Source organism: Teichococcus coralli, assembly GCF_009829925.1.
In the GTDB taxonomy this organism is placed as follows: domain Bacteria; phylum Pseudomonadota; class Alphaproteobacteria; order Acetobacterales; family Acetobacteraceae; genus Pseudoroseomonas; species Pseudoroseomonas coralli.
Genome location: NZ_SNVJ01000001.1, coordinates 220710 through 247542 on the forward strand (window position 1 = coordinate 220710; position 26833 = coordinate 247542).

A 26833-nucleotide genomic window follows, 5' to 3' on the forward strand; every position below is an offset into this window, starting at 1 on the left:
CTGGGGTCTGCTTCTCGCCAGGAGAAGCGCGGGGCTCAGCTGCCCTTCAGCACCACGGCCTGGCGGCCGCGCTGGCCGTCGCGCACCTCGAGGTTGACCTTCTCGCCCTGCTGCACCTCATGCTTGCCGGCGCGCTGCAACACGGAGGAGTGCAGGAACACGTCCTGGCCACCATCATCGGGCGTGACGAAGCCGAAGCCACGCACCTGGTCGAACCACTTCACCGTGCCGTTCACGGCGTAGGTGGGCCCGCCCTCGTCGCGGCCACCGCCGAAGTCACGGCGCGGCGGACGGTCGCCGAAGCCACCGGCGCCGAAGTCGCGGCGCGGCGGACGGTCGCCGAAGCCACCGGCGCCGAAGTCGCGGCGCGGCGGACGGTCGCCGAAGCCACCGGCGCCGAAGTCACGGCGCGGCGGGCGGTCGCCGAAGTCGCGGCGCGGCGGGCGGTCGCCAAAGCCACCGAACTCACGGCGCGGGCGGTCGCCACCGGCCGGAGCGCCGGGGCCAGGCTGCCGTTCATGGATCCGCGTCACCAGCCGGCGGCCCTGCCGATCGGTGCCGATCTCGCAAACCAGCTTGTCACCGGTCTCGGGCGGCTCAATCCTCGCATCCGCCAGGGCGGACGCGTGGAAGAACACGTCCTGGCCATCGGGTCCCAGCACGAAGCCGAACCCCTTGCGGGCGTTGTACCACTTGACTTCGGCCTCGATGGGCCCGGTGCCGCCCTGCGAATCGTTATCCGGAAACACTGCGTCTCGTATCCGTAAAAAACACACGGCCCGACGGGATGCAGGGCCGGCAGACTCCATCCTTGCATCCCCGCGTCCTGAAAGCTAGCCGAATCGGCAGGGGTCGTAAGGCTCTATCGGAATCTCCGGCCTGCGCCCTGCCAGGATCGCGCCGACCAATCGGGCGGTGCGTGGCGCCGCCACCATTCCCGTATGAGCGTGACCGAAGGCCAGCACCACGTCGGAGCAGCCGCGGGCGGGGCCGATGCAGGGCAGCGCATCGGGCAGGCTCGGCCGATTGCCCATCCAGAGCTTCACCCGCTCCGCCGGCAGGTCGCGCGGCAGGCCGGGAAAGGTGCGCAGCAGGTAGTCGCGCAGGATTTCGGCGCGCCTCCAGTTGGGCGCCGCCCCGAGCGCGGCGATTTCCACCTGCCCGGCCACCCTCAGGCCGGTGTTCGTCATGGTGACGGCCATTTTGCCGTCCGAGGGCATCAGGGGAATGCGGGGCCCCGCCTCCGGGCTCGCGATCACCGCGTGGTAGCCGCGCTCCGTCTGCAACGGCACCTTGTGCCCGACCATGGCGGCCAGCAGCTTCGAATGGGCACCGGCGGCGATCACCGCACGATCGGCCGCGACCTCGCCCTGGCTGGTGGTGACCGCGCGCAGCCTTCCGCCCTCGATGCGGAACCCGGTGGCGCCGGCGCGCAGGCGCTGCGCCCCTTCCCGCTCCGCCAGCGCCACCAGTGCGGACACATAGGCGCCGGGGTCGCGGACATGCCCCGCTTCCTCGAACAGCGCGCCAAAGGTGTATCGCCGGTCCAGTTCGGGCTCGCGCTGGCGCAGTTCCTCCGCCGCGATCTCCCGCCAGCTGAGGCCGACCGCCTTGCGGACGCGATAGCCCAGCGCCTCGGCCTCATACGCGGCGCGGTCGGGGTAGATGTACATCAGCCCCGTGCGGGCGATCAGCTCCGGCACGCCGGCCTGCTCGGCGAGTTCCTGGTGCAGCAGCGGAGCGTCACGCAGCAGCGGCCGCAGGCCACGGGCGATGCGCAGCACCTTCTCCTCCGTCCAGGAAGACCAGAGGAAGCGCAGCAGCCATGGCGCCACGCGCGGCAGATAGCCCCAGCGCACCGCAAGCGGCCCGAGCGGGTCGCGCAGGAAACCCGGCACCTTCCTCCAGGTGCCCGGCCCGGCCGTCGGCAGCACGGATTGCGGAGAGAGCCAGGCGCCGTTGCCGTAGCTGGCGGCCTGCTCGCCGCCCGGCTCGCCGGGATCGAGGATGGTGACGCGGAAGCCTTCGCGCAGCGCCTCAAGTGCGCTGGTGGCGCCGATGATTCCGGCGCCGATCACCACGACATGGCCGCGCGCCGCGGCGCCTGTGTTCGTGGCCTGGTCCATCGGCACGCTCTGCCCTCACCCATGCTTCAGAGGGCCACAGGGTGCCGCAAGCGGCGGGCCGGCGGAAGGGCCGGCCCGCCGGATTTCCGCCTAGCCGGCGTCCGCCACCGCGCGCCTGGCCATCACCGTCACCAGGCTGGCACGATACTCGGCGCTGCCATGGATGTCGCTGTTCAGCTCGTCCGGCGCCTGCTTCACCTTGGCCACGGCATCGGGCGACCAGTTGGCGGTGAGCGCCGCTTCCATCTCCTGCTGCCGGAAGGCGCAGGGCCCGGCGCCGTTGACGCCCACGCGCACGCCGCTCGGTCCCTTGGCGACAAACACGCCGGTCATGGAGTAGCGGCTGGCCGGGTTGCGCATTTTGGCGTAGCCGGCCTTCTCCGGAACCGGGAAGGAGACGGCGGTGACCAGCTCGTCCGGCTCCAGGGCGGTGGTGAACATGCCCAGGAAGAACGCGTCGGCCGGGATGGAGCGACGGTCGGTGATGATGGTGGCGCCGAGCGCCAGGGCGGCGGCGGGATAGTCGGCCGCAGGGTCGTTGTTGGCCATGCTGCCGCCGAGGGTGCCGCGGTTGCGCACCTGCGTGTCGCCGATGGTGGAGGCCATGCGCGCCAGGGCCGGGATCGCCGCCAGGATCTGCGGATGGGTGGCGATCTCGTAGTGCCTGGTCAGCGCGCCGATGACGATGTTGCCGCCTTCCTTGCGCACGCCCTGCAGCTCGGCGATGCCGGAGAGGTCCACCACATAGCTCGGCTTGTTGAGCCGGTGCTTCAGCGCCGGCAGCAGCGTCATGCCACCGGAGATGGCCTTGGCCTCCGGGTCGGCCGCCAGCAGCTTCACCGCATCCGCGATGCTGGACGGCTTGTGGTACTCGAAATCATACATCGCGCTGGGCTCCCTACTCGGCCGCCGCCGGCAGGTCTGCCCCGCCGCGGCCCTGATGAATGATGGACCAGATCTTCGCTGGTGTCGCCGGCATCTCGACATGGGTCACGCCATGGTCACGCAGCGCGTCCACCACGGCGTTGATGACGGCGGGCGGCGAGCCGATGGCGCCCACCTCGCCGCAGCCCTTCACGCCGAGCGGGTTGTGCGTGCAGAGCGTGGTGCTGGTCGAGACCTGGAAGGACGGCAGGTCCTTCGCCCGCGGCATGGCGTAGTCGTTGAAGCTGGCGGAGAGGAGCTGGCCGTCCCCGTCATAGACGGTGTGCTCGATCAGCGCCTGCCCGATGCCCTGCGCCAGCCCGCCCTGGATCTGCCCCTCGACGATCATCGGGTTGATGACCCGGCCGACGTCGTCGCAAGCGGTGAAGTTCACCACCGCCACCTCGCCGGTGTCGGGGTCGATCTCCACCTCGCAGATGTGGCAGCCACCGGGGAAGGTGAAGTTCTTCGGGTCGTAGAAGGCGGTTTCCTCCAGCCCGGGCTCGAGCTCCTCAATCGGGTAGTCGTGCGGCACGTAGGCCGCCATGCTGATCTCGGCAAAGGCCTTGCTGCGGTCGGTACCGGCGACGCGGAACTGGCCGTCGCTGAACTCGATGTCCTCGACCGCCGCCTCCATCAGGTGCGCCGCGATCTTCTTGCCCTTGGCGATGATCTTGTCCATCGCCTTGACCATCGCGGTGCCGCCAACCGCCAGCGAGCGCGAGCCGTAGGTGCCCATTCCGAAGGGGATCTTGCCGGTGTCGCCGTGCACGATCTCCACCTGGTCGAAGGGCACGCCGAGCTTCTCGGTGACGAGCTGGGCGAAGGTCGTCTCGTGCCCCTGCCCGTGGCTGTGCGTGCCGGTGAAGACCGAGACGCTGCCGGTCGGGTGAACGCGGATGTTGGCCACCTCGTAGAGCCCGGCGCGCGCGCCGAGCTGGCCGACCAGCTTGGAGGGCGCGATGCCGCAGGCCTCCAGATAGGTGGAGATGCCGATGCCGCGCAGCTTGCCGCGCGCCCTGGCCTCGGTTCGCCGCGCCTCGAAGCCGGCGAAGTCCGCGGCCTCGAGCGCGACGCGCAACGTCGCCTCGTAGTCGCCGCTGTCGTATTGCAGGGCGACCGGCGTCTGGTACGGGAACTGGTCCGGCCGGATGAAGTTCTTGCGGCGGATCTCGGTCCGGTCCATGCCCATTTCGCGGGCCGCGACGTCCACCAACCGCTCCAGCAGGTAGGTCGTCTCCGGACGCCCGGCACCGCGATAGGCGTCCACCGGCACGGTGGAGGTGAACACCGCCTTCACCTGCCCATGGATCGCCGGCGTGGTGTAGACGCCGGCCAGCAGCGTTGCGCTGAGATAGGTCGGCACCGCCGGCGCGAAGGTGGAGAGATAAGCGCCCATATTGGCCAGGGTGGAGACCCGCAGCCCGAGGAAGCGCCCTTCTTCGTCGAGGGCCAGTTCGGCATGGGTGACGTGGTCGCGGCCATGCGCGTCGGAGATGAAGCTCTCCGTGCGCTCGGCGGTCCATTTCACCGGGCGCTTCAACTGCGCCGCCGACCAGGTGACCAGCGCCTCCTCGGCATAGTGGTAGATCTTGCTGCCGAAGCCGCCACCGACATCCGGCGCCACCACCCGCAGCTTGTGCTCCGGCACCTTCAGCACGAAGGCGCCCATCAGCAGGCGGATCACATGCGGGTTCTGGCTGGTGGTCCAGAGCGTGTGCTCGCCGCTGTTGGGGTCATACTCGCCGAGCGCGGCGCGCGGCTCCATGGCGTTCGGCACCAGCCGGTTGTTGGTGGTGTCGAACCGCACCACCTTGTGCGCCCGCGCGAAGGCCGCATCCGTCGCGGCGGCGTCGCCGATCTCCCAGTCGAAGCAGATGTTGCCCGGCGCCTCGTCATGCAGCGCGGCGGCGCCGGGCGCGATGGCGGCCTCGATGGTCGTCGCCGCCGCGAGCGGCGCGTAGTCCACCAGGATCGCCTCGGCCGCGTCACGCGCCTGGGAGCGGGTTTCCGCCACCACCAGCGCCACAGGGTCGCCGACATGCCGCACCTTGCCGAGGGCAAGCACGGGATGCGCCGGCTCGGCCATCACCTTGCCGCCCTTGCCGGTGACCTGCCAGCCGCAGGGCACCCCACCCAGCCCCGCCGCCGCGAGGTCCTGGCCGGTATAGATCGCCTGCACGCCCGGCATGGCCGCCGCGGCGGCCGTGTCGATGCGCTCGATCCGCGCATGGGCATGGGGGCTGCGCAGGACCCAGGCGTGGAGCTGGCCCGGGCGGTTCAGGTCGTCCGTGTACTGGCCGCGGCCGGTGAGGAAGCGGAGATCCTCCTTCCGCCTCACACTGGCCCCGATGCCCTCGAAGGGAATCGTGACGTTCATGGAAATCGCCTCCCAAAGGCGTTCTTGCACATGTCACGCCGGCCTTATGACGGCCGGTCGTCGCATCCCACGGGGGCCGGGATCACTCCGCGGCGCGGGCCAGCTCGCTGCGCTTGCCGTTCATCACCTCGGCGGCGGCGGCGATCGCCTTGACGATGTTGTGATAGCCGGTGCAGCGGCAGATGTTGCCCTCGAGCCCGTCGCGGATCTCCTGCTCGGAGAGGCCGGAGGGATGCTTCTTCACCAGGTCGATGGCGCTCATCACCATGCCCGGCGTGCAGAAGCCGCATTGCAGGGCGTGATACTCGCGGAAGGCTTCCTGCATCGGGTGCAGCGTGCCGTCAGCGGCGGCGAGACCCTCGATGGTGGCGATCTCCGCGCCCTCGCACTGAACCGCGAGGATCGTGCAGGCCTTCACGCTGTCCCCGCCCATATGCACGACACAGGCGCCGCACTGGCTGGTGTCGCAGCCGACATGGGTACCGGTCAGGCGCAGCTTCTCGCGCAGCAGCTCGACCAGCAGCGTGCGCCCTTCCACATCCACCGTATGGGACTTGCCGTTCACCGTCAGTGTGACTTGCGGCATGTCGCTTCTCCCCCATGCGCGAATGCCGCCGCGATGCGCGGCGGCCTTGGCGGCAAACGTCATCCCAGCAGGCAGGGCCCGTCAAGCGGGCGGATGCGGCGAGACGGCAAAAGCGGGGCGCATTATGGCGCGAATGCGATGCGTTCGCAAACACACGGGCGACCTGCTCCGCCTGGAAGCAAGGGGAGCAGACAGCCTCCGCGCACATCACCGCCCGAGCGCGTGGCAGAAGGCCCGAAGGAGCCGCCTCCCCCGGGCTTTCATTCAGCTTCAGGCCCCGGCGGGAAGGCTGCGCGCCAGCGGGTTCTTCTCGGCCGGCAGGTCGTGCAGGTGACAGGCCGCCCACTGGCCGGGCTGCGTCTGCTGCAGGCGCGGTACGTCCGTCCGGCAGCGGTCGAAGGCATAGGGGCAGCGGGTATGGAAGCGGCAGCCGCTGGGCGGGTTGATCGGGCTCGGCACGTCGCCCTTCAGCACGATGCGCTGCCGGCCGGCCCCCGGCTCCGGCACCGGCACCGCGGAAAGCAGCGCCTCGGTATAAGGGTGCTTCGGTGCGCCGAAGAGGGCGCGGCGCGGCGCGATCTCGACGATCTGGCCGAGATACATGACCGCCACGCGGTGCGTCATGTGCTCGACGATGGCCAGGTCGTGGCTGATGAACAGCATCGCCAGGCCGAGTTCCTGCTGCAGCTCCTGCAGCAGGTTGACGATCTGCGCCTTCACCGAGACGTCGAGGGCGGAGACGGCCTCGTCGCAGATGATCAGGTCGGGCTCGCCCGCCAGCGCGCGCGCGATGCAGATGCGCTGCCGCTGCCCGCCCGAGAACTCGTGCGGCCAGCGGTTCGCGGAATCCCGCGGCAGGCGCACGAGATCAATCAGGCTGGCGATGCGCGCGTCGAGATCGGCGCTGCTCTTCGCGAGGCCGAAGTTGCGGATCGGCTCGGCCAGCAGGTCCCTCACCCGCATGCGTGGATTGAGGCTGCTGAAGGGGTCCTGGAAAATCACGCCCATGCGCCGCCGCAGGGGACGGAGCTGGCCCTGCGACATGTCGTCGATGCGCGTGCCGTCCAGCACCACCTGCCCGTCGGTCGGCGGAAAGAGGCGCAGCAGCGCCTTGCCGACGGTGGACTTGCCGCAGCCGGATTCGCCGACCAGAGAAAGCGTCTCGCCCTTCTCGATATGGAAGGAGACGCCGTCCACCGCATAAACATAGCCGGTCGTGCCGCCGAAGAAGCCGGCCCGGATCGGGAAGTGCTTCTTGAGGTCGTTCACCTCCAGCAGCGGGCGATGGCTGCGGTGCGGGGGATGGGTTCCCATCGTCATGCTCATGCCGCCACGGCCTCCTTCACCGCATAATGGCAGGCCGCGACATGGCCAGGCGCCTTCTCCTCCAGGGCGGGCGTGACTTCGCGGCAAAGGTCGGTCGCATAGGGGCAGCGGCCGGCGAAGACGCAATAGTCGATGCGCTGCTTCAGGCTTGGCACCAGGCCGGGAATTTCGGCCAGGCGCTCGGTCTCGCCGGTGAGCGAGGAGCCGAGCTTCGGCACCGCACCGAGCAGGCCCTGGGTGTAGGGGTGCTTCGGCGCGCGGAACAGCTCCTCAACCTTCGCCTCCTCCACCTTGCGGCCGGCATACATGACGATGACGCGCTCCGCGACCTCGGCCACCACGCCGAGGTCATGCGTGATCAGCACGATGGCGGCGCCGACCGTACGCTTGAGGTCGCGCATCAGGTCGAGGATCTGCGCCTGGATGGTGACGTCGAGCGCGGTGGTCGGCTCGTCCGCGATCAGCAGCTTCGGATTGCAGGCGAGCGCGATGGCGATCATCACGCGCTGGCGCATGCCGCCGGAGAGCTGGTGCGGATACTCCTTCACCCGCCGGGCCGGCGCCGGGATGCCGACCAGCGTCAGCATCTCCACCGCCTTGGCCTCCGCCTGCGACCTGGACATCCCCTGGTGCAGCCGCAGCGCCTCGCCGATCTGCTGGCCGATGGTCAGCACCGGGTTCAGCGAAGTCATCGGCTCCTGGAAGATCATGCTGATCTCGTTGCCGCGGATGGCGCGCATCTCGCGGTCGGAGAGCTTCAGCAGATCGCGGCCGTTGAAGCGGATGGCGCCCGCGATCTTGCCCGGCGGCTCCGGGATGAGCCGCAGGATGGACATCGAGGTCACGGACTTGCCGCAGCCTGATTCGCCGACGATGGCCACCGTCTCGCCGGCCTCGACGCTGAAGCTCAGCCCGTCCACCGCGCGGTTCACGCCGCCATCGGGGGTCCGGAAATGCGTCTGGAGGTTTTCGACTTCAAGCAGAGCCATAGGGTTACACCCGCTTCGCCAGGCGCGGATCGAGCGAATCCCGCAGGCCGTCGCCCAGCAGGTTCACCGCCAGCACGGTGATGGAGAGGAAGATGGCGGGAAAGAACACGATGTAGGGCTTCACCTGCCAGAGCGCGCGGCCCTCGGCCATGATGTTCCCCCAGGAGGGAATGATCGGCGGCGTGCCGGCGCCGATGAAGGAGAGGATCGCCTCGGCGATCATCGCGGCGGCGCAGATGTAGGTCGCCTGCACGGTCATCGGCGCCAGCGTGTTGGGCAGGATGTGCCGCCAGATGATGACCGGCGTGCGCGTGCCGGAGGCGATCGCCGCATCGACATAGGGCTGCTCGCGCAACGACAGCACGACGCCGCGCACGAGCCGCGAGACGCGGGGGATTTCGGCCACGGTGATGGCCAGGATGACGTTGCCGACCGAGCCGCGCGTCAGGGCCATCAGGGCGATCGCGAGCAGGATGGAAGGGATCGACATCAACCCGTCCATGATGCGCATGATGATGCTGTCAGCCCAGCGCACGAAGCCGGAGACGAGGCCGATGAAAAGCCCGATGACCGAGGAGAAGAAGGCGACGCCGAAGCCCACGATCAGCGAGACGCGGGCGCCATAGAGCACGCGCGAATACACGTCGCGCCCCAGCATGTCGGTGCCGAACCAGGCAGCGGCGGAAGGGTTGCGGGTACGCATCACCGGCGCAAGGGCGGTCGGGTCCTTGGTCCAGAGCCAGGGCGCGAAGACGGCGATGAACAGCATCACCAGCAGCAGGAAGCCGCCGACCGCGATGGTCGGGTGGCGCCACAGATAGCCGACGAACCCCTTGGGCGGGCTCCTCGTCGCCAGAATGTCCGGCATCGGCGCCGCCTTGGCGACGCTCTTCGGGGAAACCGCGCCCGGAGGCAGGATGGTGGTGCTCAATACCGGATCCTCGGGTCGAACAGGGTGTAGCTCAGGTCGATCAGCAGGTTCACCAGCACATAGGCGAAGCTGAAGAGCAGGATGACGCCCTGGATGACGGGGTAGTCGCGCCGCAGGATGGCATCAACCGTGAGGCGGCCGAGGCCGGGAATGGCGAAGACGCTTTCCGTCACCACCGCGCCGCCGATCAGCAGCGCAACGCCGATGCCGATGACGGTGACGATCGGCACGGCGGCGTTCTTCAGCGCGTGCAGGAACAGGACGGTGCGCTGCCCCGCGCCCTTGGCGCGTGCGGTGCGGATATAGTCCTGCTGCAGGACCTCCAGCATGGTGGCACGGGTGATGCGCGCGATCAGCGCGGTGTACCCGCCACCAAGTGCAACCGCCGGCAGCACGAGGTTCTGGAGCCAGCGGCCGACGCCCTCGGAAATCGGCGTGTAGCCCTGCACCGGGAACCAGTCGAGCTGCAGCGCGAAGTAGTAGGCCAGCAGGTAGCCCACCACGAAGACCGGGACGGAGAAGTTCAGCACCGAGAAGACCATCACCAGGCGATCAATCCAGGAGCCGCTCTTCCAAGCAGCGATCACGCCCAGCGGAACAGCGATGGCGATCGCCAGCCCCAGGGTGACCACCATCAGTGAGAGCGTCGGCTCGATGCGCTGCGCGATCATGCGCGTCACCGGCAGGTTGGTGAAGATCGAGGTGCCGAGATCTCCCTGGAGGATGCGCCAGACCCATTCCCCGAACCGGATCAGATAAGGGCGGTCAAGGCCAAGGCTGGCGCGGATGCGCTCCACATCGGCCGGCGTGGCCTGGTCACCCGCGATGACCGCCGCCGGATCGCCGGGGGCGATATAGAGCAGGCTGAAGACAAACAAGGCGACGATCGCCATCACGGGGATGGTCGCCAGGACACGACGGACGATATAGGCGAACATGGTTCAGTTTATGCCTTCGCGACGTTCCAGACGAAGGGGATCGGCGCCTTCACGATGCCGGTGATGTTGCTCCGCCACGCCTGGTAGGACAGGAAGAAACCGGTTGGAAGCCACATGCCGTAGTCCATGGCAAGCTTGTTCATCTTAGACACGGCAGCTTTCTCCCCCGGGAGATCCGGTGCGGCGAACCACTCGTCGCGCGCCGCCTCGATCTCTTCGTTTTTCGGCCAGCCGAACCAGGCCTGATCGCCATTGGCGCGGATGGCGGTGTAGCTGGCCGGGTTGATGCAGTCGGCGCCGGCATGCCAGGTGTGGAAGATGTGCCACCCGCCCTTGCCAGGCGGCTCCTTGCTCGCCCGGCGCGCACCGACGGTACCCCAGTCGGTGGCGACAAAGTCGAGATTCATCCCGAGCCGCTTCAGCAGATCCGCCGTGACGTCGCCCTGCGCCTTGGTGATCGCCATGTCCTGCGCCACCAGCACGGTGATCGGCTCGCCCTTGTAGCCGGCCTCCGCCAGCAGCTTCTTGGCGGCATCCATCCGCCGCTCGCCCTTCAGGATGTCGCCGCCCTCCTCGGTGTAGAGCGGCGTGTCCGGCGTGAAGAAGGAAGGCAGCAGCTTGAACAGGTTCTCGTCGCTGCCGACGATCGCCCGCATGTAGTCCTCCTGGCTCGCCGCCATGAGGATCGCCCGGCGCGCCTTGACGTTGTCGAAAGGCGGAAAGAGGTGGTTCATGCGGAAGCTGCCGATGTTCCCGAGCGGGTCGGCGATATCCACCTTGATGCGGCGGTCGTTGCGCAGCACCGGCACGAGGTCCGGCAACGGCGTTTCCCACCAGTCGATCTCGCCGGACTGCAGCGCGGCCGAGGCCGTCGCCGCATCGGGCATGATCTTCCACTCGACACGGTCCACCAGTACCCGCTTGCCGCCGGCCATCCAGTCGGCCGGCTCCTCGCGCGGCACATAGCCGTCGAACCTTTCGAAAACCGCCTGCGCGCCTGGCACCCACTGGTCGCGCTTGAAGCGCAGCGGACCGGAGCCGACATGTTCCTCGATCTGCTTGAACGGGTCGGTCTTGGCGATCCGCTCCGGCATGACGAAACTGCAAGGCGAATTGTTCTTCGCCAGCGCCAGCAGCATCTTCGGGTAGGGCTTCTTCAGCGACCAGCGGAAGGTGCGGTCATCCACTGCCACCAGCTCGTTCTGGATGCCACGGATCATCTGGCCCATCGGGTCGCGCACGGCCCAGCGATTCAGGCTGGCGACAGCGTCCTTCGCCAACACCGGCTCGCCGTCGTGGAACTTCAGCCCTGGCCGGAGCTTGAAAGTCCAGACCAGGCCGTCGTCCGAAACCTCCTCCGATTCGACCATCTGCCGCTTCGGCTGGAGCTGGGAATTGACCCCGTAAAGGGTGTCCCACACCATCATCGCCGCGTTGCGGACGACATACTGGGTGCCCCAGATCGGATCGAAGTTGGCAAGATTGGCTTGCGGCACGAAGCGCAGCGTGCGGGCGGCGGCGCCCTGCGCCAGCGCTGGCGCGGCCAGGCCGCCGGCAGTGGCGGCAAAGCCGCCTGCCCCTGCCGCAAGCTTCAGGAAGGATCGGCGTTCCATTATCGTCATCCCTCGTCTCCCCGGCGGGGCTCTTGCCCTCGCCGCCCATGGTTCAAACCGCGGCCCTGTTTCCGCGGAGCCTGCTGGCGCTCCAGCACATAGCGTGCCACTGCCGAAGCAAATGCAGCCGGCCCGGTATGGTCCGGGCTCGGTGACGGCTTGTTGCCTGTTGCCAGAAGCAGCATCGGGCGGATTCGCGCGGCGTTCAAGGCGGCGCGGGCCCGAGGATCAATCATTTACGAAGGGAAGGCGGGGAACGGGCAGCGCCGACCACGGGGAGGCAGGGGCCAGGCTCCCACCTGGCAGGGGCTTCCGCCCTCGCCAGGACCGGCGAAACGGGAATCATGCCGCCGAAGAAATTTTCTGAAAGGCAAGAGCGGGCCTTAGGCTCTCCAACCGTCTGGCCTGCGGGAACTTTCGCGCCAGGGTTGTGTCCCGGAGGTCTGGGCCAACCTCCTGAGGTTAGCCAGCCTGGCCCTCCGTCGGGGAACGCCCCATCACACCTTTTGCGGCCTGGCAGAGACGACCCGGGCTCAAGCCCAATCGCCTCTGCCCTGCCCAGCCTGCTGGCAGGCCGCTTAACTGCGTTGCACGTTCCAGAACATCGGCAGGCCCTTCAGCACGCCGGTCAGGTTGCGGCGATAGGCCCAGGCCTGGAAATACTGGCCCGCGGGCAGATAAGGCACCTCCTCGAACGCCTGCAGCTGGATCTTGCGGGCGATCTCCTTCTGCACGGCCAGATCGGGCGCCTCGAACCAGGCGTTGCGCAGCTCCTCAAGCTTGGGCGCCGTCGGCCAGCCGAACCATGCGGCCTGCCCGTTGCCGCGCAGCGCCTGCTGCACGCCCGGGTTCATCATGTCGATGCCCGCCCAGAAGGTGAAGAAGATGCTCCACCCCCCCTTGTCCACCGGCTCCTTGCTGGCGCGGCGCTGCACCACCGTGCCCCAGTCGGTGGAGACGTACTCGACGTTCATGCCCGCCTTCTGCAGCATGTCGTTGCCGACCTGCGCCAGCGCGTTGAGCGATGGGAAGTCGGAGGCGGCGATCAGCACAACCTTCTCGCCGTTGTAGCCGGCAGCGGCCAGGTCGCGCTTGACCTTGTCGTAGTCGCGCGGGCTGGTCAGCACTTCCATGCCGGCGTCGTTGGCCAGCGGGGTGTCGGGCGTGAAGATGCCCACGCCGTCGCGCCAAAGGCTTTTGTCGGTGCCGATCACCGCCGTCATGTAGTCGGCCTGGTTCACCGCGCCGAGCAGCGCCCGGCGAATGGCGGGATTGTTGAAGGGGGGATGGAGGTGGTTGAACCGGGCCATCCCCATCAACCCGGTCGGGTCCTGGATTTCCAGGCTCAGGTTGCGGTTGCGGCGCAGCATGATCTGCAGGTCGCCCGGCGGCTGCTCCCACCAGTCGGCCTCCCCGCCCTGCAACGCGTTGGCCGCCGTCGCGGCGTCCGGCATGACGTTCCACTCGATGCGGTCGAAATGCACCTGCTTCGGGCCGGCGGTCCAGCTCACCTTGCCGTCGGCACGTGGCACATAGCCTTCGAAGCGGTCATAGACCACGCGTGCGCCCGGCACCCGCTCGGCGGCGTTCCAGCGGAACGGGCCGCTGCCGATGATCTCCTTCACCGCCACCGCCGCGTCGGTCTTCGCCAGCCGCTCCGGCATCATGAAGCAGACCGGCGTGGCCGGCTTGCCCAGCGCGTCGAACAGCAACGGGAAGGGCTGCTTGAAGCGGAAGGCGATGGTCTTGTCGTCCGGCGCGGACAACTCGTCCAGCACCGTCATCATCACCTGCCCGAGCGCATCGCGCACCGCCCAGCGGCGGATCGAGGCGACGCAGTCGCGCGCCCGCACCGGCTCGCCATCGTGGAACTTCAGCCCCTCGCGCAGCGTCATGGTGACGCGGCGGCCGCCCTCCTCGACCACATGCCCCTGCACCATCTGCGGCTGCGGCTTGTAGTTCTCGTCGAAGCCGTAGAGCGTGTCCCAGACCATGTAGGCATGGTTGCGCGTTACGTAGGCGGTGGTGATGATGGGGTCCACCACCGCCAGGTCCGACTGCGGGATGAACTTCAGCACCCGCGCGGTGCTGCCCTGCGCAATCGCGAAGCGCGGCAACGCACCCGCGGCCGCGATGCCCGCGGCGCCGCGAAACAGTTGGCGTCGGTCCATTGTGATTTGCTCTCCCGAAGGCTTCCTGTGCGCCAGAGGGAAGCCGAGCGCCTCCCGGCGCGCAAGGGGGCATCTCACAGGCTTACGCTTGGCGCCGGCGGAAGAGGGCAGTATCCACCGCCGCATGCCCTTCCTCCGGCTTTCCGCCCTCCCGCTCAGCCCCCCGCAGGCCGCGCTGCTCAGCCAGATGCTGCGCTTCGGCGTGGTGGGCTGCGTCGGGTTCGTGGTGGACACCCTCACCCTCTACGCCGCCCTTGCCCTGGGCGCCGGCCTCTATGCCGGCCGGGCACTCTCCTATCTTGTGGCGGCGAGCGGCAACTGGGCGCTGAACCGGGCCTGGACCTTCCGCACCGCGCATCGCGAGGCCGCTGGCCGCCAGTGGGCGCTTTTTCTTCTGGTTAATTTGCTTGGCTTCGTTATCAACTATGGCACGTATGCCGTGCTCGTCTCGAACGTGCCGCTGGCTGCCGCGCATCCCGTGCTCGGCGTGGCCGCCGGCTCGGTGGCGGGAATGGCGAGCAATTTTCTGCTTAGTCGCAGCTATGTTTTCCGCCCCTCCGCAGAAAACATCGAAAAAATTCGCTGCTGATTAGTTTGGCACAACCATGCTACTTAAAAATATTGCAGTTTACACTGTTATTTGACCACGCGTCGGCACTATGTTGCCGCGCCCGGAGGTCATGAGTTCAGGCCGATTGATGGAGTATTCTGCCAGATATGCCGACACAGCAATCTCTGCGGAAGGAGGCTGAGGCGGAGGCGGCAAGCGACGCCGCGCCGCCGCCCGCTTCCGCCGACACCCTGCCCGAAGGCTTCCGTCCCGCCGGTGCGGAAGACCGGCTTCCCGTCCTTCTGGCCTATGGCCTGGCGGCCGCCGCCGGCTCGCCGCGGCCGGAGGAGGCGCCGGCGCGCCGGGCAGAGGCCGAGCGTGCGCTGGAGGAGTGGGCGTTTCGCCACCTTCACAACCAGGCCGAGGTGCTGCGCCGCGAAGGCGCCCGCGAGGCGATCGCCGGGCTGCGCCAGCCGCCCGGCTTCGGCAAGCTCGTCCTCGCCGGGCTGGTCTCGCTGCTGTTGGCGGCGCTGATCGCCTGGGGCGCGCTGCGCCTCGGGCTGCTTCCCTACCTGCATCTGCAACTGCCAGGCTGACCTCAAACATGTTCTTCGCCCCCCGAGCTCCTGGCGCCGACCGCGCCCCGGCCACCCCCCTGGCCAAGGCGATCGGCGCTTGCCGCCGGGAATTTGTTGCGGTCGGGCTGTTCAGCGGCGTCGTCAACCTCCTGCAGCTCACCGTTTCCGTCTACATGATGCAGGTGTTCGACCGGGTGCTCGCCACCCGCAACGTCAACACCTTGATCTTCCTCACCGTCATCGCCGTGTCGGCCCTGCTGCTGCTGGCGCTGCTGGAGGCGGTGCGCGGCAGCATCATGCAGCGCGTCGCCACCTGGATCGAGACGCGGGTCGCGCCCGAGGGCTTCGAGCGCGCCCTGGAGGCGCAGCTCCGCGGTCGTCCTTATCGCATGGAGGCGCTGCGCGACCTGGGCTTCTGCCGCTCTTGGCTCAGCTCGCCCGGCTCGCTGGCCGTCTATGACGTGCCCTGGGTGCCGATCTACCTCGCCGCCATCTTCCTGCTGCACCCCGTGATGGGCTTCATCGCCCTCGGTGGCGCCGTGCTGCTCTTCGGCCTCACCTTGCTGAACGAGCTGACCACTTCCGACCTGCTGAAGCGCGCCAACACCGCCACCATGGTGGGCCAGCGCCGCGCCGACACGATCAGCCGCAACGCCGAGGTGATCGACAGCATGGGCATGGCCCCGGCGGTGATGCGCCGCTGGCGGCAGGCCACCGCCGAGGTCCTGCGACCGCAGGAGAAGGCGGCCGGGCGCGCCGCCATCCTGCTCTCCGTCACCAAGTTCCTGCGCCTTGTCGTCCAGCTCGCCATTCTCGGCGCCGGCGCCTACCTGGTGCTGCAGCAGGAGCTGACCTCAGGCGCCTCCATTGCCGGCTCCATCATCATGGGCCGGGCCCTGGCGCCGGTGGAGCAGCTGATCGGCGGCTGGAAGGGCCTGGTGCAGTGCCGGCAGGCGCTGAAGCGGCTGACGGCCTTCCTGACCCTGCCGCGCCTGCGCCCGCCCGGCCTGCCGCTGCCCGAGCCGGTTGGCCGCCTGACCGCCGAGCGCGTCTCCTACGCGCTGCCCGGCCAGGCTGTGCCCATCATCAAGGGCGTCGCCTTCGGCCTGGATGCCGGCGAGAGCCTGGCGGTGATCGGCCCCTCCGCCGCCGGCAAGACGACGCTGATCCGTCTGCTGATCGGCACCCTGCCCCCCTCCTCCGGCACGGTCCGGCTGGATGGCGCCGACGTCTACACTTGGCAGCGGGAGGATTTCGGCCGCCATCTCGGCTATCTGCCGCAGGATGTGGAGCTGTTCGACGGCACGGTGTTCAGCAACATCGCCCGCATGGGGAATGCCGAGCCGGAGCAGGTCTTCGCCGCCGCCAAGCTGGCCGGCTGCCATGAGATGATCCTGCGCCTTCCCGCCGGATACGACACCGAGATCGGCGAGGGCGGCCAGCACCTCTCCGGCGGCCAGCGCCAGATGATCGGCCTCGCCCGCGCCCTGTTCGGCGACCCGAAGCTGGTGGTGCTGGATGAGCCCAACTCCAACCTGGACGGTGATTCCGAGGCCGCGCTGCAGCGGGCGCTGGACGGGCTGAAGGCGCGCGGCTGCACCGTCGTGCTGGTGTCGCATCGCCCGGCCCTGGTGCAGGGCGTGGACAAGGTGCTGCTGCTGAAGGACGGCGCGGTCGAGCTGTTCGGCCCGCGCGCCGAGGTTCTCAAGCGCCTGATGAACTCCCAGCGCCCCGCCCAGGTCGCCGCCGCCGCCCCCGCCCGGCTCAATACGCCCCAGTCCGGAGACGCCGCATGAGCGTGACCACCCTCCCCCCGAGCGGCACGAGCGGCGCCGTTGATCGTGTCCGCGGCTCCGGCCTGCCGCCGCTCGCCGCCCCCGAGCCGCTGCTGGACAGCCCTCGCCCCCGCACCAGCGGCATCATGGTGTTCGGCCTGCTGGCCACCGCCGTCTTTGTTGGCGGGTTCACCGCTTGGTCCGTCATGGCGCCTCTCGCCGAGGCGGCCGTGGCCCCCGGCCAGATCCGCAGCGAGGGCAACCGCCGCACCATCCAGCACCTGGAGGGCGGCATCGTGCGCGAGATCCTGGCCCGCGACGGCGACAAGGTGAAGGCCGGCCAGGTGCTGATGCGCCTGGACGACCTGCAGTCGGATGTCGGGCTCGAAACCCTGCGGGTGCAGCGCTGGGCCCTGCTGGCGCAGGATGCCCGGCTGGCCGCCGAGGCCGCCGGCGCTCCCGAGATCCGCTTTCCCGATGAGCTGCGCAACAGCGATGACCCACGGGCGCTGGAGGCGATGACCGGGCAGCGCACCCTCTTCGCCGCCCGGCAGATGAGCCTGAACAGCCAGCTCCAGGTGCTGGAGGCGCGCATCGCCCAGCACGAGGCTACCGCCACCTCGGCGGGTGGCCAGATCGACAGCCAGCGGCGCCAGCTCGCGCTGATCCGGCGCGAGGAGCAGGATGTCGAGACCCTGGTGAAGCAGGGTCTGGAGCGCATGCCCCGCCTGCTCGGCCTGCAGCGCAACATCGCCTCGCTTGAGGGCAACATGGTGGACCTGAACGGCCAGGTCGAGCGCGCCAGGGCCTCGGTCGAGGAGGCGCGCAACCAGATGCGGCAGACCCGCGACCAGCGGATGGCCGAGATCAACACCGAGGCGCGGGACGTGCGCGCCAAGCTGAACGAAGCCCAGGAGAAGCTTCGCGCCGCCCGCGACACCCAGACCCGCCGCGAGATCATCGCCCCGGAGAACGGCACCATCATCGCCAGCCGCTTCTTCAACGAAGGCGCGGTGGTGCGCCCTGGCGAGGCGGTGATGGAGTTGGTGCCCGCCTCCGACCGCCTCGTGGCCGAGGTGCAGCTCTCGCCCAACGACATCGACGTGGTTTATCCGGGCCTCGAATCCGAGATCCGGCTGCCGGCCTTCAAGCAGCGGCTGGTTCCCTTCCTGCATGGCCACGTGACCTATGTCGCCAGCGACGTGACGCAGGACGAGCGCACCCGCGCGAGCTACTATCGCGTGCAGGTGGCGGTGGACGAGGACCAGTTGCGCCGGCTGGAGAATGTGGAGCTGCGTGCCGGCATGCCGGTTGAGGCGCAGATCCAGATCGGCTCCCGTTCCTTCTTCCGCTACATGATGCAGCCTGTCATCGACAGCTTCCACCGCGCCTTCCACGAGCAGTAAGACTTCAGGAGAGTTGCCTTGAGCCAGAATTCCTCCGTGCTTTTTGCCGACGGCGTGCTGGAAGCCAGCGTGCATTACGGTGTCACCCGGATCACGCTGGCGCAGAGCGGCAGCGATGGAAAGCCGGTGCCCTGCGGCCAGCTGGTCATTCCCGTGGTCCAGCTGCCGGCCTTCGCCAACAGCCTGATGACGCTGCTGAAGCAGATCGACAGCAAGGTGAAGCAGGCGCAGCAGGCCCAGCAGGGAGCCGCCCCCGCGGCGCCGGCCGAGCCTGCGCCCGAGGCGGCGCCCGGCTCCTTCCGCTTCTCCGGCTGAGTCCGGCGCGGCATGCCGCTCCGGCCCTGGCACGCAGCCGGCCTGGCCCTTGGCCTCGCCGTCCTGGCCGGGCCGGCGCGCGCTGCGGAAGCCAGCCCCTGGGCGGCGGTCGCCACCCCGGCGGCCGGCGCTCCGCGCATCGTCGGGGCCCATGGCCTTGGCTGCATCGCGGGCGCGGCCATGTTGCCGGCGGATGGCCCGGGCTGGCAGGTCGTCCGCCTCTCGCGCAACCGCTTCTGGGGCCATCCGGCCCTGGTCGCCTACCTCCGCGACCTCGCCGGCCGGAGCCGGGCGGCGGGACTGCCCACCCTCTGGATCGGCGATCTCGGTCAGCCGCGGGGCGGGCCGCTGCCATGGGGCCATGCCAGCCACCAGATCGGCCTTGATGCCGACATCTGGCTCGACCTCTCGCCCAAGCCGCCTTCCGCCGCCGCGGCGCGCGAGCATGTCGAGGTCGCCTCGGTGGTGCGGCCTGATGGCATGGCGGTGGACCCCGCCCGCTTCACCTCCGCCCATGCAGCGCTGATCAGGCTGGCGGCCGAGCACCCGGCGGTGGACCGCATCTTCGTCAACCCCGCCATCAAGCAGGCGCTGTGCGCGTCGCAGCCGGAGGCCGCCTGGCTGCGGCGGGTGCGACCCTGGCGCGGGCACGATTCGCATATGCATGTGCGGCTGCGCTGCCCGCCTGGTCAGCCGGAATGCCGGGACCAGGCAGCCGTTCCGCCCGGCAACGGCTGCGATGCCAGCCTCGCCTGGTGGTTCACGGCCGAGGCCCGTCAGCCTCCGCGCGCCTCGGCACCCGCCGTGCCGCCACCTCCGATGCCCGCAGCCTGTGCCGGCATTCTCGAAGCGCCCTGACCCTGCGGGTCCCTCAGGCGCCGCCGCGCAGGCGCAGGGCCAGGACCGGATCGTCGGTCGCCAGGGCATCGACGCCGAGCGCCAGCGCCTTGCCGATGCTGTCGGCGTGGTTGGCGCCCCAGACGCCGATGCTCAGCCCCGCACCCCGCAGCGCCTCGACCAAAGCTCCGTCGAGGGTGCCGATCTCGGTTTCCACCATGGCGAAGCCATGTGCCCGCGCCACGCCGATCACCCCTGCCACGCCGATGCGGCGCAGCAGCGCGGCCTCGAACAGCCAGATCGTTCCGGCCAGGCCCCCGGCCGCGGCGGCCTCGGCCACCAGCGGCGCGTCGAAGCTGATGATGCGGCACTGCGCGCGGATGCCGGCACCGTCCAGCGCCGCCAGGGTGCGCGGCACCAGCGCGCGGTCCGGCGCGCCATCCCGCAGCGTCTTCACCTCGACCTGCAACTGCTGGCGACGGCCCTGGAACAGCGCCGCCACCTCGCTGAGCAGCGGCAGGCGGCTGCCGGAAGCTCCGCGCAGCCGCAGTGCGGCAAGCGCCGCGGCATCCTGCGCCCCCACCGGCCCCTTGCCCTCCGTTGTCCGCTCCAGCACCGCGTCGTGGATCACCACAGGAACGCCGTCGGCGCTCAGGTGCACGTCGCACTCGCATTGCTCGATCGGCAGCGCCAGACTCTCGCGGAACGCGTCGAGGCTGTTCTCCGGCCAGAGGAAGGCACCCCCCCGGTGGCTGACGATGGCGGTCCGAGCGGAAAACGGCATGGGCGAAGCTTGCCTCCGGGCGAAGCGTGGCGCAAGAATGTTGGTCGATACCCGCAGTGTGCAAACCCCCGCCACGAGGTCGTGAAATGCCCCTCTTGCTGGTCGCCCACGATCAGGCGCCCGATGGTGCAGCGGCACTCGAGGATGCCGTGTGGCAGCTTGCGGAATCGCATCTGGTCCTGCCGGGCTCGCTGGTCGTGGAAAGCCCGGTTTCGCCGAAATACCTGCTTGAGCACCTGCGCGGAGCGTTGCGGCGTATGGGGCGGGATGGGGCGCTCCTCATCGTGCCTCTCACCACCGCCAGCTGGGCGGGTCTCTCCACTGATGCTGAAGAGTGGATTCGCGCACGCATGCCGTGAGGCTGCGATCCGGACATGCCGGCAAGGCCGCTGCGCCAGGGGGGAGGAGTGATGGCGGAAGGAATCGCACGGCTCGCGCGGGCGCTGCCGCGCCTTGGCGGCAGGCTCCTGCTCGCGGCGCTGCTTGCTGCGGCCGGCGCCCCAAGGGCACAGGAGCCGAGCCCCGCAAACGGAAGCGGCATCGAGCTGAAGGTGGTCGGCGGCCTGGCCGACGTGTCGCAGTTCCAACGCTACGAACAGCCCTTCTGGCGCAACCGCATCACCGAGCTGACGCATGGCCGGGTGCATGCCGAGATCCAGCCTTTCGACCGCGCGGGCTTCCGGGCGGAGGAGATGCTGCCGCTCATGCGCCTGGGCGTGGCGCCCTTCGGCACCGCGCTGATCGCGGTGGTGTCGAGTGAGGAGCCGGAGTTCAACGCTGTCGACCTGCCGGCCCTGAACCCCGACATCGCCACCCTGCGCGAGACCGTGCGGCTCTATCGCCCTCACCTGCGCGAAATCCTGCGCGAGCGCTATGATGTCGAGTTGCTCGCCGTCTATACCTATCCGGCCCAGGTTACCTGGTGCACCCGCCCCTTCGGCAGCCTCGGTGACCTCGCGGGCCGGCGCATCCGCACCTCCTCGGTCGGCCAGGCCGAGATGTTCGAGGCGCTTGGCGCCACCTCGGTGGTGATCCCTTTCGCCGAGATCGTGCCGGCCATGAAGGCCGGGGTGGTGGAGTGCGCCGTCACCGGTACGCTGCCTGGCAACAACATCGGCCTGCCCCAGGTCACCACCCACGTGCATGCCATGGCGGTGACATGGGGGGTTTCGGTGTTCGGCGCCAACATCGCCGCCTGGAGGGCCCTGCCGCCTGACATCCGGCAGACCATCCGCGACGGCCTCGCCAAGCTGGAGGCCGAGATCTGGGAAGGCGCCGGCCACGAAACCTGGGAAGGCCTCGACTGCAATGCCGGCCGCCCCACCTGCGTCAACGGCGTGCGCGGCAACATGACGATCGTGCCGGTCACGCCGGAGGATATCGCCCGCCGCCGCAAGCTGCTGACCGACACCGTGCTGCCGCGCTGGATCGACCGCTGCGGCCAGGACTGCGCCGACGCCTGGAACACCTATCTTGGTCCCGCCATGGGCATCATGGCGAAAAGCCCCTGACATGCACCAGTTCCGTCGCATCCGGATCGCCATCCTGCTGGCCGCGGCGGCGCTGCTGTTTGCGCAATGGTTCGCCACCTCGCTGCTGGTGGGCCGCGCACGGGAGGCGGCGCTGACCGCGGCCGCCAGCACCGTGCAGCGCGTGGCCCATGCGGTGGAGGCGTCGCTCAACCGCAATTTCGTCCAGGTGGACGCGATGCTGGCCGGGCTGCCCGCCATCCTCAGCCCGCTCGCCGGCGGCGGCGAGCTGAACGCGGCCCTGGCCAACCGGGTGCTGCGGGAGCTGAACAACCAGAACTTCACCTTCCGTGACGTGCTGCTGGTGGGCGCGGACGGCATGCCGGTCGCGGCCGGGCTGCCGGTATCGCGCCGGCGGCGGCTGCCGGCGGCCGTCACCAACTCCTTCTTCTCCAGCGCTCCGCGGGCAGGCGCGGTGCTGATCGGCGGACCGTTCCGCAATCCGGCGAGCGGCGAATGGTCGCTCTACATGGCGCGGCGGGTGACGCTTCCGGACCTGGGGCCCCTGCTGGCGGTGGCCGAGCTGCCGGTGCCGGTGCTCGGCTCCCTGCTGGCGGCGGGCGGCGTCGGCGCCGGTCTGCGCACCACCCTGGAGCGGGACGACGGCACGCTGCTCGCCAGCCTGCCGCATGACGAAACGCTGATCGGCACTCGCCTTTCTCCGCCCGCCGCCGCGCGGCTGCAGGAAACCGGCGGCGCTCCGCGGGAAACCCTCAGCCGCTACGACGGGTCACCGGTGATTTCGGCGCAGCGCCCCCTGCTTTATCCGACGCTCGCGATCTCGACCAGCACGGCCATCCGGGCCGCCCTTGCGGACTGGGAGAAGGAGCGGTTCCGCGCGCTGAGCGTCTCGGCGGGCTTCGCGCTGCTGGTGGCGGCGCTGGCGGCTGCGATGATGCTGGCGCTGCGGCAGCGCGAGCGCGTCGAGACCGAGCGCGGCCGCTGGCGCGCGATGCTGGAGAACGCGCTCGACTCCATGACCGACGGTTTCGTCATGTGGGACGCGAACGATCGCCTGGTCGCCTGCAACGCGCGCTACAAGGACTTCTACCGGGTGAGCGCCCCTTTCATCCAGCCCGGGGCGCATTTCGACGACATCATGCGCGAAGGCTTCCTGCGCGGGCAGTACCCGCAGGCGGGCGAGGATATCGAGGCCTTCCTGCAGGGCATGCGCAACTGGCACCGTGGCAACCGCCCCCCCATGGAACGGCTGCTGCCGGACGGCCGCTGGATGCTGGTGACGGAGCGCGCCACGCCTGGCGGCGGCACGGTGGGCATCCGCACCGACATCACCGAGCTGAAGCACGCCATGCAGGAGCTGGCCGAGGCGCGCGATGCCGCCGCCGCCGCCGGCGAGGCGAAGAGCCAGTTCCTGGCACGCATGAGTCACGAGTTGCGCACGCCGCTGAACGGCATCCTGGGTTTCGCGCAGGTGCTGGTGAACGATGCCCGGCTGGCGGCGGACCAGCGCGAGCAGCTCCGCACGCTGCATGAGGCGGCGCGCCACCTGCTGGAACTGGTCAACGGCCTGCTGGACCTCTCCAAGATCGCCGCCGGCCGGCTGGAGCTGCGGCCCGCCCCCACGCCACTGCTGCCGCTCCTGGAGCGCAGCGCGGCGCTGCTGGCCCCCGAGGTGCAGCGGAAGGCGCAGCGCTTCGGCCTGGAGGTGGCGCCCGGCACGCCTGAGGTGGTGCTGGCCGACGCCACCCGGCTCCGCCAGCTGATGCTGAACCTGCTTTCGAACGCCGTGAAGTTCACGCCTCCAGGCGGCCGGGTGACGCTGCGCGCCAAGCCGCTGCTGGACGGCGTGGGCATTCGCATCGAGGTCGAGGATACCGGCCCGGGCGTGCCGGCGGAGCAGCGCCACCTGCTGTTCCGCGACTTCGTCCAGCTCGCGACACCGGGCGCGGTGAGCGAGGGCATGGCGTTCGGCACCGGCCTCGGACTCTCCATCGCCGCGCAGCTCGCCGAATTGATGGGTGGCCAGATCGGCTGTGACAGCGAGCCTGGCCAGGGCGCCCTGTTCTGGGTGGACCTGCCGCTTGCCGCCGCGACGCCCGCGGGGCGCCTCGCCGCGCCGCAGGAGGAGGGGCCGTCCGTCCCGCCCCTTCCCGCCACCACCGTTCCGCTGCGCATCCTGGTGGCGGACGACGTGCCGGCCAACCGGCTGGTCGCGCGCGCCATGCTGACCAGCGCGGGGCACCACGTCACCTGCGTCGAGGACGGTGCCGCCGCGCTGACCGCCGTGCAGCAGCACGCCTTTGACATGGTGCTGATGGACCTCCAGATGCCTGTCATGGACGGGCTGGAGGCGACACGCCGCATCCGTGCGCTGCCGGCGCCGCGGAGCCGGGTGCCCGTGCTCGCCGTGACGGCCTCCGCCATGCCGGAGCAGGTGGAAGCCTGCCATGCCGCGGGCATGGACGGCCATCTCGCGAAGCCGATCGACCGTGAGACGCTGTTGCGCATGGTTCAGCGCATCGGCGCGAGCTGCGAGAACGGCTCCGGCGAGCCCTGCGCGCCGGCCACGGTGCCGGCCGTGCCGCTCGACCCCGTTGTCGGGGCGGCCCTGATCGCCGATCTGGGCGATGCCGCGCCCGCCGTGTTGCAGCAGTTCGTCGCCGAGCTGGAGGACGGGCGGAACAGCCTGGCCGCCCTGCTGGCAACGCCCGATACGCAGGCGATCCGCGCGGCGAACCACCGCCTTGCCGGCGTGGCCAGGACCATGGGGGCGCGGAAGATGTCCGAGGCCCTGGACGCCCTTCAGCAGGCAATCGCTGCCGGCGAGCCGCCGCTGCCCGCGCTCCGCGCCGCACAGGCGGCCCTGGATGAGACGCTTCCGCCGTTGCGCGCATGGGCGCGGCGGGTCGCAGGCCAGGTGGAACCCAGGGCGGGTCTCTAGAAGCAGCCTGGCTGCCGGAGCTTAGCGCAGCGCTCCGATCCGCTCACCGAGCTGCGCGAAAAAGCCGTCCGCGTCGAGCGTTTCCAGCAGGCGGGCATTCGCCGGGGCGCCGCTGCGGCCCCAACGGTCGATGCGGGTCCGCCCCCGGTCCGGTCCGTCGCGGACGACCGAGGCCACCGCTGGGCGATGGGTGAACAGCTCGGGCGCCACCAACCACGCCACCGCGCAGGGGTCGTGCAGCGGCGCACCCCGCTGCGCGAAGCGGCGCGAGGGCGGCAGCGCGGCGAGAATGCCGGCGCAGGCGCGCAGGCAGGCACCGCCTTCCCTCGCCCGCAGCGCCGCCACGCGCGCCGGCGTCACCAGCGCCTGGGCGGTGAGGTCAAGCGTCGCCAGCGTCACCGGCCTGCCGCAGCCGAGCAGAATCGCCAGCGCCTCCGGGTCCATGGCGGCGTTGAACTCCGCGGCGGCAGTCCAGTTCCCCTCGCCGACCGCGCCCGTCATCAGCACGATTTCCGCCACGCGCCCGGCCAGATCCGGCTCGGTGGCCAGCGCCAGCGCGAAGTTGGTGGCCGGTCCTATACCGACCAGCGTGACCGAGTCCGGCGGTGCCGCACGCAACCGCGCGCGGATGGCATCGGCGGCGAGGCCGGGGGCGGCGGGCGGACCTTCGGGCAGCGCCACGCCGCCAAGGCCGTCCGTGCCATGCACCCGCGTCTCCGAACGGAAGGCGCCGATCAGCGGCCGGTCGGCGCCACCGACCACGGGCACCCGGGCATCCGCCAGGCCCAGCACGGCGCGGGCATTGGGCAGGGTCAGCTCCAGCCCGACATTGCCGCCCGCGACCGTGACGAGCTGCAGGTCGATTTCCGGCGAGGCCACCGCCAGCCAGAGGGCGATGGCGTCGTCCGTGCCGGGGTCGCAGTCGAGCAGGACGGGGCGGCTCACCGCGCGGGCTCCGCCGGCAGCTCGGCCTCGACGATGCTGGCCAGGAAGGCGGCGCCATGCGGCAGGGCGGCGTCGTTGAAATCGAAATGCGGGTTGTGGTGGAAGCCCTCGGGATGGGCGGGCTCGCCGGTGCCGAGCCAGGCATAGGCACCGGGTCGCACCTCCAGCATTGCGGAAAAATCCTCGCCCGCTGTGATCGGCGGATGGTCGTCCCGCGCCAGCGCGGCGCCTACCGTCGCGGCGGCGGCGCGGTGCATCACGGCGGCCTGGGCGGGGTGGTTCACCGTCGGGCCGAGCCGGCGGGTATAGGCATAGTCCACCGCCACGCCATGCGTCGCCGCCATGCCGCGCGCGATGTCGCCGATCCGCCGCTCCAGCAGGTCGCGGGTTCCGGACGCCAGGGCGCGGGCGGTGCCGCGCAGCCGCACCTCGGCGGGAATGACGTTGGGCGCCTCCGGGTCGCCCGCCGCCATGTGCCCGACGCTGACCACGCCGACGCCCATCGGGTCCAGCTCGCGCGCGATGATGCTGTGCAGCGCGGCGATGAACTGCGCGGCGGCAAGCGTCGCGTCCGAGCCGAGATGCGGCTTGGCGCCATGCGTGCCGCGGCCGCGAAACAGCGTCTCCCAGGTGTCGGAGGAGGCCAGCACCGGTCCCTTCGGCACGGCGATGGTGCCAAGCGGCAGGCCGGGGAGGTTGTGCAGGGCATAGACGGCATCGGCGGGGAAGCGCTCGAACAGCCCTTCCGCCACCATGCGCTGCCCGCCGCCGCGCGATTCCTCGGCCGGCTGGAAGACGAAATGCACCGTGCCGGCGAAGCGGCCGCGGTTGGCCGCCAGCCACTTGGCGGCGCCGAGCAGCATGGCCGTGTGCCCGTCATGCCCGCAGGCGTGCATCTTGCCCGGCACGGACGAGGCGTAGGGCGCGCCGGTCATCTCCGGCATGGCCAGCGCGTCCATGTCGGCGCGCAAGGCGACGGCGCGGTTGCCCGCGCGGGTGCCGCGCAGCGTGCCGACCACGCCCGTGCCCGCCAGCCCCTCGACGGTCTCGATGCCGGCGGCGCGCAGCTCGCCGGCGACGAAGGCGGCGGTGCGGTGCTCCTCGAAGCCCAGCTCGGGATGCGCGTGCAGGTCGCGCCGCCAGGCGGTCATGGCGGCGGCGAGTGGGGCGAGGTCCTCGGGCGTGGGCATGGCGATCCTGTTGCAGTCGGATGGCGGCCGCGTTGCGG

At 70.0% G+C, this 26833-nt stretch carries 23 protein-coding genes; 9 read left to right on the top strand and 14 right to left on the bottom strand.

Annotation, left to right across the window (positions count from 1 at the left end; genetic code table 11):
• Window positions 1–35: 35 nt before the first annotated feature.
• The 11 genes from E0493_RS01040 to E0493_RS01090 all read right to left on the bottom strand — a co-directional run bounded on the left by E0493_RS01040 (window position 36) and on the right by E0493_RS01090 (window position 13984).
• On the bottom strand, window positions 36–749 hold the full coding sequence (locus tag E0493_RS01040) for a cold-shock protein (RefSeq protein WP_160935047.1): 714 nt from the start codon (window positions 747–749) through the stop codon (window positions 36–38).
• A gap of 84 nt (window positions 750–833) precedes the next feature.
• Window positions 834–2126: an NAD(P)/FAD-dependent oxidoreductase gene (locus E0493_RS01045; protein WP_160935048.1), complete on the bottom strand. Its 1293-nt coding sequence runs from the start codon at window positions 2124–2126 to the stop codon at window positions 834–836.
• 90 nt (window positions 2127–2216) lie between these two features.
• Window positions 2217–3011, bottom strand: coding sequence for an FAD binding domain-containing protein (locus E0493_RS01050; RefSeq protein ID WP_160935049.1), 795 nt, complete (start codon window positions 3009–3011; stop codon window positions 2217–2219).
• Window positions 3012–3024: 13 nt separating this feature from the next.
• Window positions 3025–5430, bottom strand: coding sequence for a xanthine dehydrogenase family protein molybdopterin-binding subunit (locus E0493_RS01055; RefSeq protein WP_160935050.1), 2406 nt, complete (start codon window positions 5428–5430; stop codon window positions 3025–3027).
• 82 nt (window positions 5431–5512) lie between these two features.
• Window positions 5513–6016: a (2Fe-2S)-binding protein gene (locus E0493_RS01060; protein WP_160935051.1), complete on the bottom strand. Its 504-nt coding sequence runs from the start codon at window positions 6014–6016 to the stop codon at window positions 5513–5515.
• A gap of 270 nt (window positions 6017–6286) precedes the next feature.
• Window positions 6287–7342: an ABC transporter ATP-binding protein gene (locus E0493_RS01065; protein WP_160935052.1), complete on the bottom strand. Its 1056-nt coding sequence runs from the start codon at window positions 7340–7342 to the stop codon at window positions 6287–6289.
• A complete protein-coding gene (locus tag E0493_RS01070) occupies window positions 7339–8331 on the bottom strand; it encodes an ABC transporter ATP-binding protein (RefSeq protein ID WP_160935053.1) in 993 nt (330 codons plus the stop codon). Before E0493_RS01070 ends, E0493_RS01065 begins: the two co-directional genes overlap by 4 nt.
• 4 nt (window positions 8332–8335) lie before the next feature.
• Entirely contained in the window at window positions 8336–9262 is a 927-nt protein-coding gene (locus tag E0493_RS01075; protein WP_235913519.1) for an ABC transporter permease, read from the bottom strand.
• Window positions 9259–10200: an ABC transporter permease gene (locus tag E0493_RS01080; protein WP_160935054.1), complete on the bottom strand. Its 942-nt coding sequence runs from the start codon at window positions 10198–10200 to the stop codon at window positions 9259–9261. The genes E0493_RS01075 and E0493_RS01080 overlap by 4 nt, the downstream gene beginning before the upstream one ends.
• Window positions 10201–10208: 8 nt before the next feature.
• The gene (locus E0493_RS01085; RefSeq protein ID WP_160935055.1) at window positions 10209–11813 is read right to left on the bottom strand and encodes an ABC transporter substrate-binding protein; all 1605 of its coding nucleotides are present in this window, start codon (window positions 11811–11813) and stop codon (window positions 10209–10211) included.
• A 578-nt stretch (window positions 11814–12391) separates the two neighbouring features.
• Complete coding sequence (locus E0493_RS01090) at window positions 12392–13984, bottom strand: ABC transporter substrate-binding protein (protein WP_160935056.1); 1593 nt, start codon at window positions 13982–13984, stop codon at window positions 12392–12394.
• A gap of 187 nt (window positions 13985–14171) precedes the next feature.
• Here E0493_RS01090 and E0493_RS01095 point away from each other — a divergent pair, with 187 nt between their 5' ends.
• From E0493_RS01095 to mepA, 6 genes are all read left to right on the top strand, one after another.
• Window positions 14172–14573 (top strand): GtrA family protein, encoded by a 402-nt coding sequence (locus E0493_RS01095; RefSeq protein WP_160935057.1) that lies wholly within the window; start codon window positions 14172–14174, stop codon window positions 14571–14573.
• Window positions 14574–14701: 128 nt separating this feature from the next.
• Window positions 14702–15130: a hypothetical protein gene (locus tag E0493_RS01100; protein ID WP_160935058.1), complete on the top strand. Its 429-nt coding sequence runs from the start codon at window positions 14702–14704 to the stop codon at window positions 15128–15130.
• 8 nt (window positions 15131–15138) lie between these two features.
• Window positions 15139–16908: a type I secretion system permease/ATPase gene (locus E0493_RS01105; RefSeq protein WP_160935059.1), complete on the top strand. Its 1770-nt coding sequence runs from the start codon at window positions 15139–15141 to the stop codon at window positions 16906–16908.
• A complete protein-coding gene (locus E0493_RS01110; protein ID WP_160935060.1) occupies window positions 16905–18293 on the top strand; it encodes an HlyD family type I secretion periplasmic adaptor subunit in 1389 nt (462 codons plus the stop codon). The genes E0493_RS01105 and E0493_RS01110 overlap by 4 nt, the downstream gene beginning before the upstream one ends.
• 18 nt (window positions 18294–18311) lie before the next feature.
• Entirely contained in the window at window positions 18312–18608 is a 297-nt protein-coding gene (locus E0493_RS01115) for a hypothetical protein (protein WP_160935061.1), read from the top strand.
• A 12-nt stretch (window positions 18609–18620) separates the two neighbouring features.
• Complete coding sequence (mepA, locus tag E0493_RS01120; RefSeq protein ID WP_160935062.1) at window positions 18621–19466, top strand: penicillin-insensitive murein endopeptidase; 846 nt, start codon at window positions 18621–18623, stop codon at window positions 19464–19466.
• Between the two features lie 13 nt (window positions 19467–19479).
• Here the strand turns inward: mepA and E0493_RS01125 are convergent, their stop codons facing one another.
• Window positions 19480–20229, bottom strand: a complete 750-nt coding sequence (locus tag E0493_RS01125; RefSeq protein WP_160935063.1) for a glycerophosphodiester phosphodiesterase — start codon at window positions 20227–20229, stop codon at window positions 19480–19482.
• A 95-nt stretch (window positions 20230–20324) separates the two neighbouring features.
• Here E0493_RS01125 and E0493_RS01130 point away from each other — a divergent pair, with 95 nt between their 5' ends.
• From E0493_RS01130 to E0493_RS01140, 3 genes are read left to right on the top strand one after another with little or no spacing between them, the layout of a single operon-like run.
• Window positions 20325–20588, top strand: coding sequence for a hypothetical protein (locus E0493_RS01130; RefSeq protein ID WP_160935064.1), 264 nt, complete (start codon window positions 20325–20327; stop codon window positions 20586–20588).
• A 51-nt stretch (window positions 20589–20639) separates the two neighbouring features.
• Window positions 20640–21740: a TRAP transporter substrate-binding protein gene (locus tag E0493_RS01135; protein WP_160935065.1), complete on the top strand. Its 1101-nt coding sequence runs from the start codon at window positions 20640–20642 to the stop codon at window positions 21738–21740.
• A gap of 1 nt (window position 21741) precedes the next feature.
• Entirely contained in the window at window positions 21742–24660 is a 2919-nt protein-coding gene (locus E0493_RS01140; RefSeq protein WP_160935066.1) for an ATP-binding protein, read from the top strand.
• Window positions 24661–24681: 21 nt separating this feature from the next.
• On the opposite strand, the gene E0493_RS01145 is transcribed toward E0493_RS01140, so the two are convergent.
• Window positions 24682–25605, bottom strand: coding sequence for a nucleoside hydrolase (locus E0493_RS01145; protein WP_160935067.1), 924 nt, complete (start codon window positions 25603–25605; stop codon window positions 24682–24684).
• Window positions 25602–26795: an amidohydrolase gene (locus E0493_RS01150; RefSeq protein WP_235913520.1), complete on the bottom strand. Its 1194-nt coding sequence runs from the start codon at window positions 26793–26795 to the stop codon at window positions 25602–25604. Before E0493_RS01150 ends, E0493_RS01145 begins: the two co-directional genes overlap by 4 nt.
• Window positions 26796–26833 lie beyond the last annotated feature (38 nt).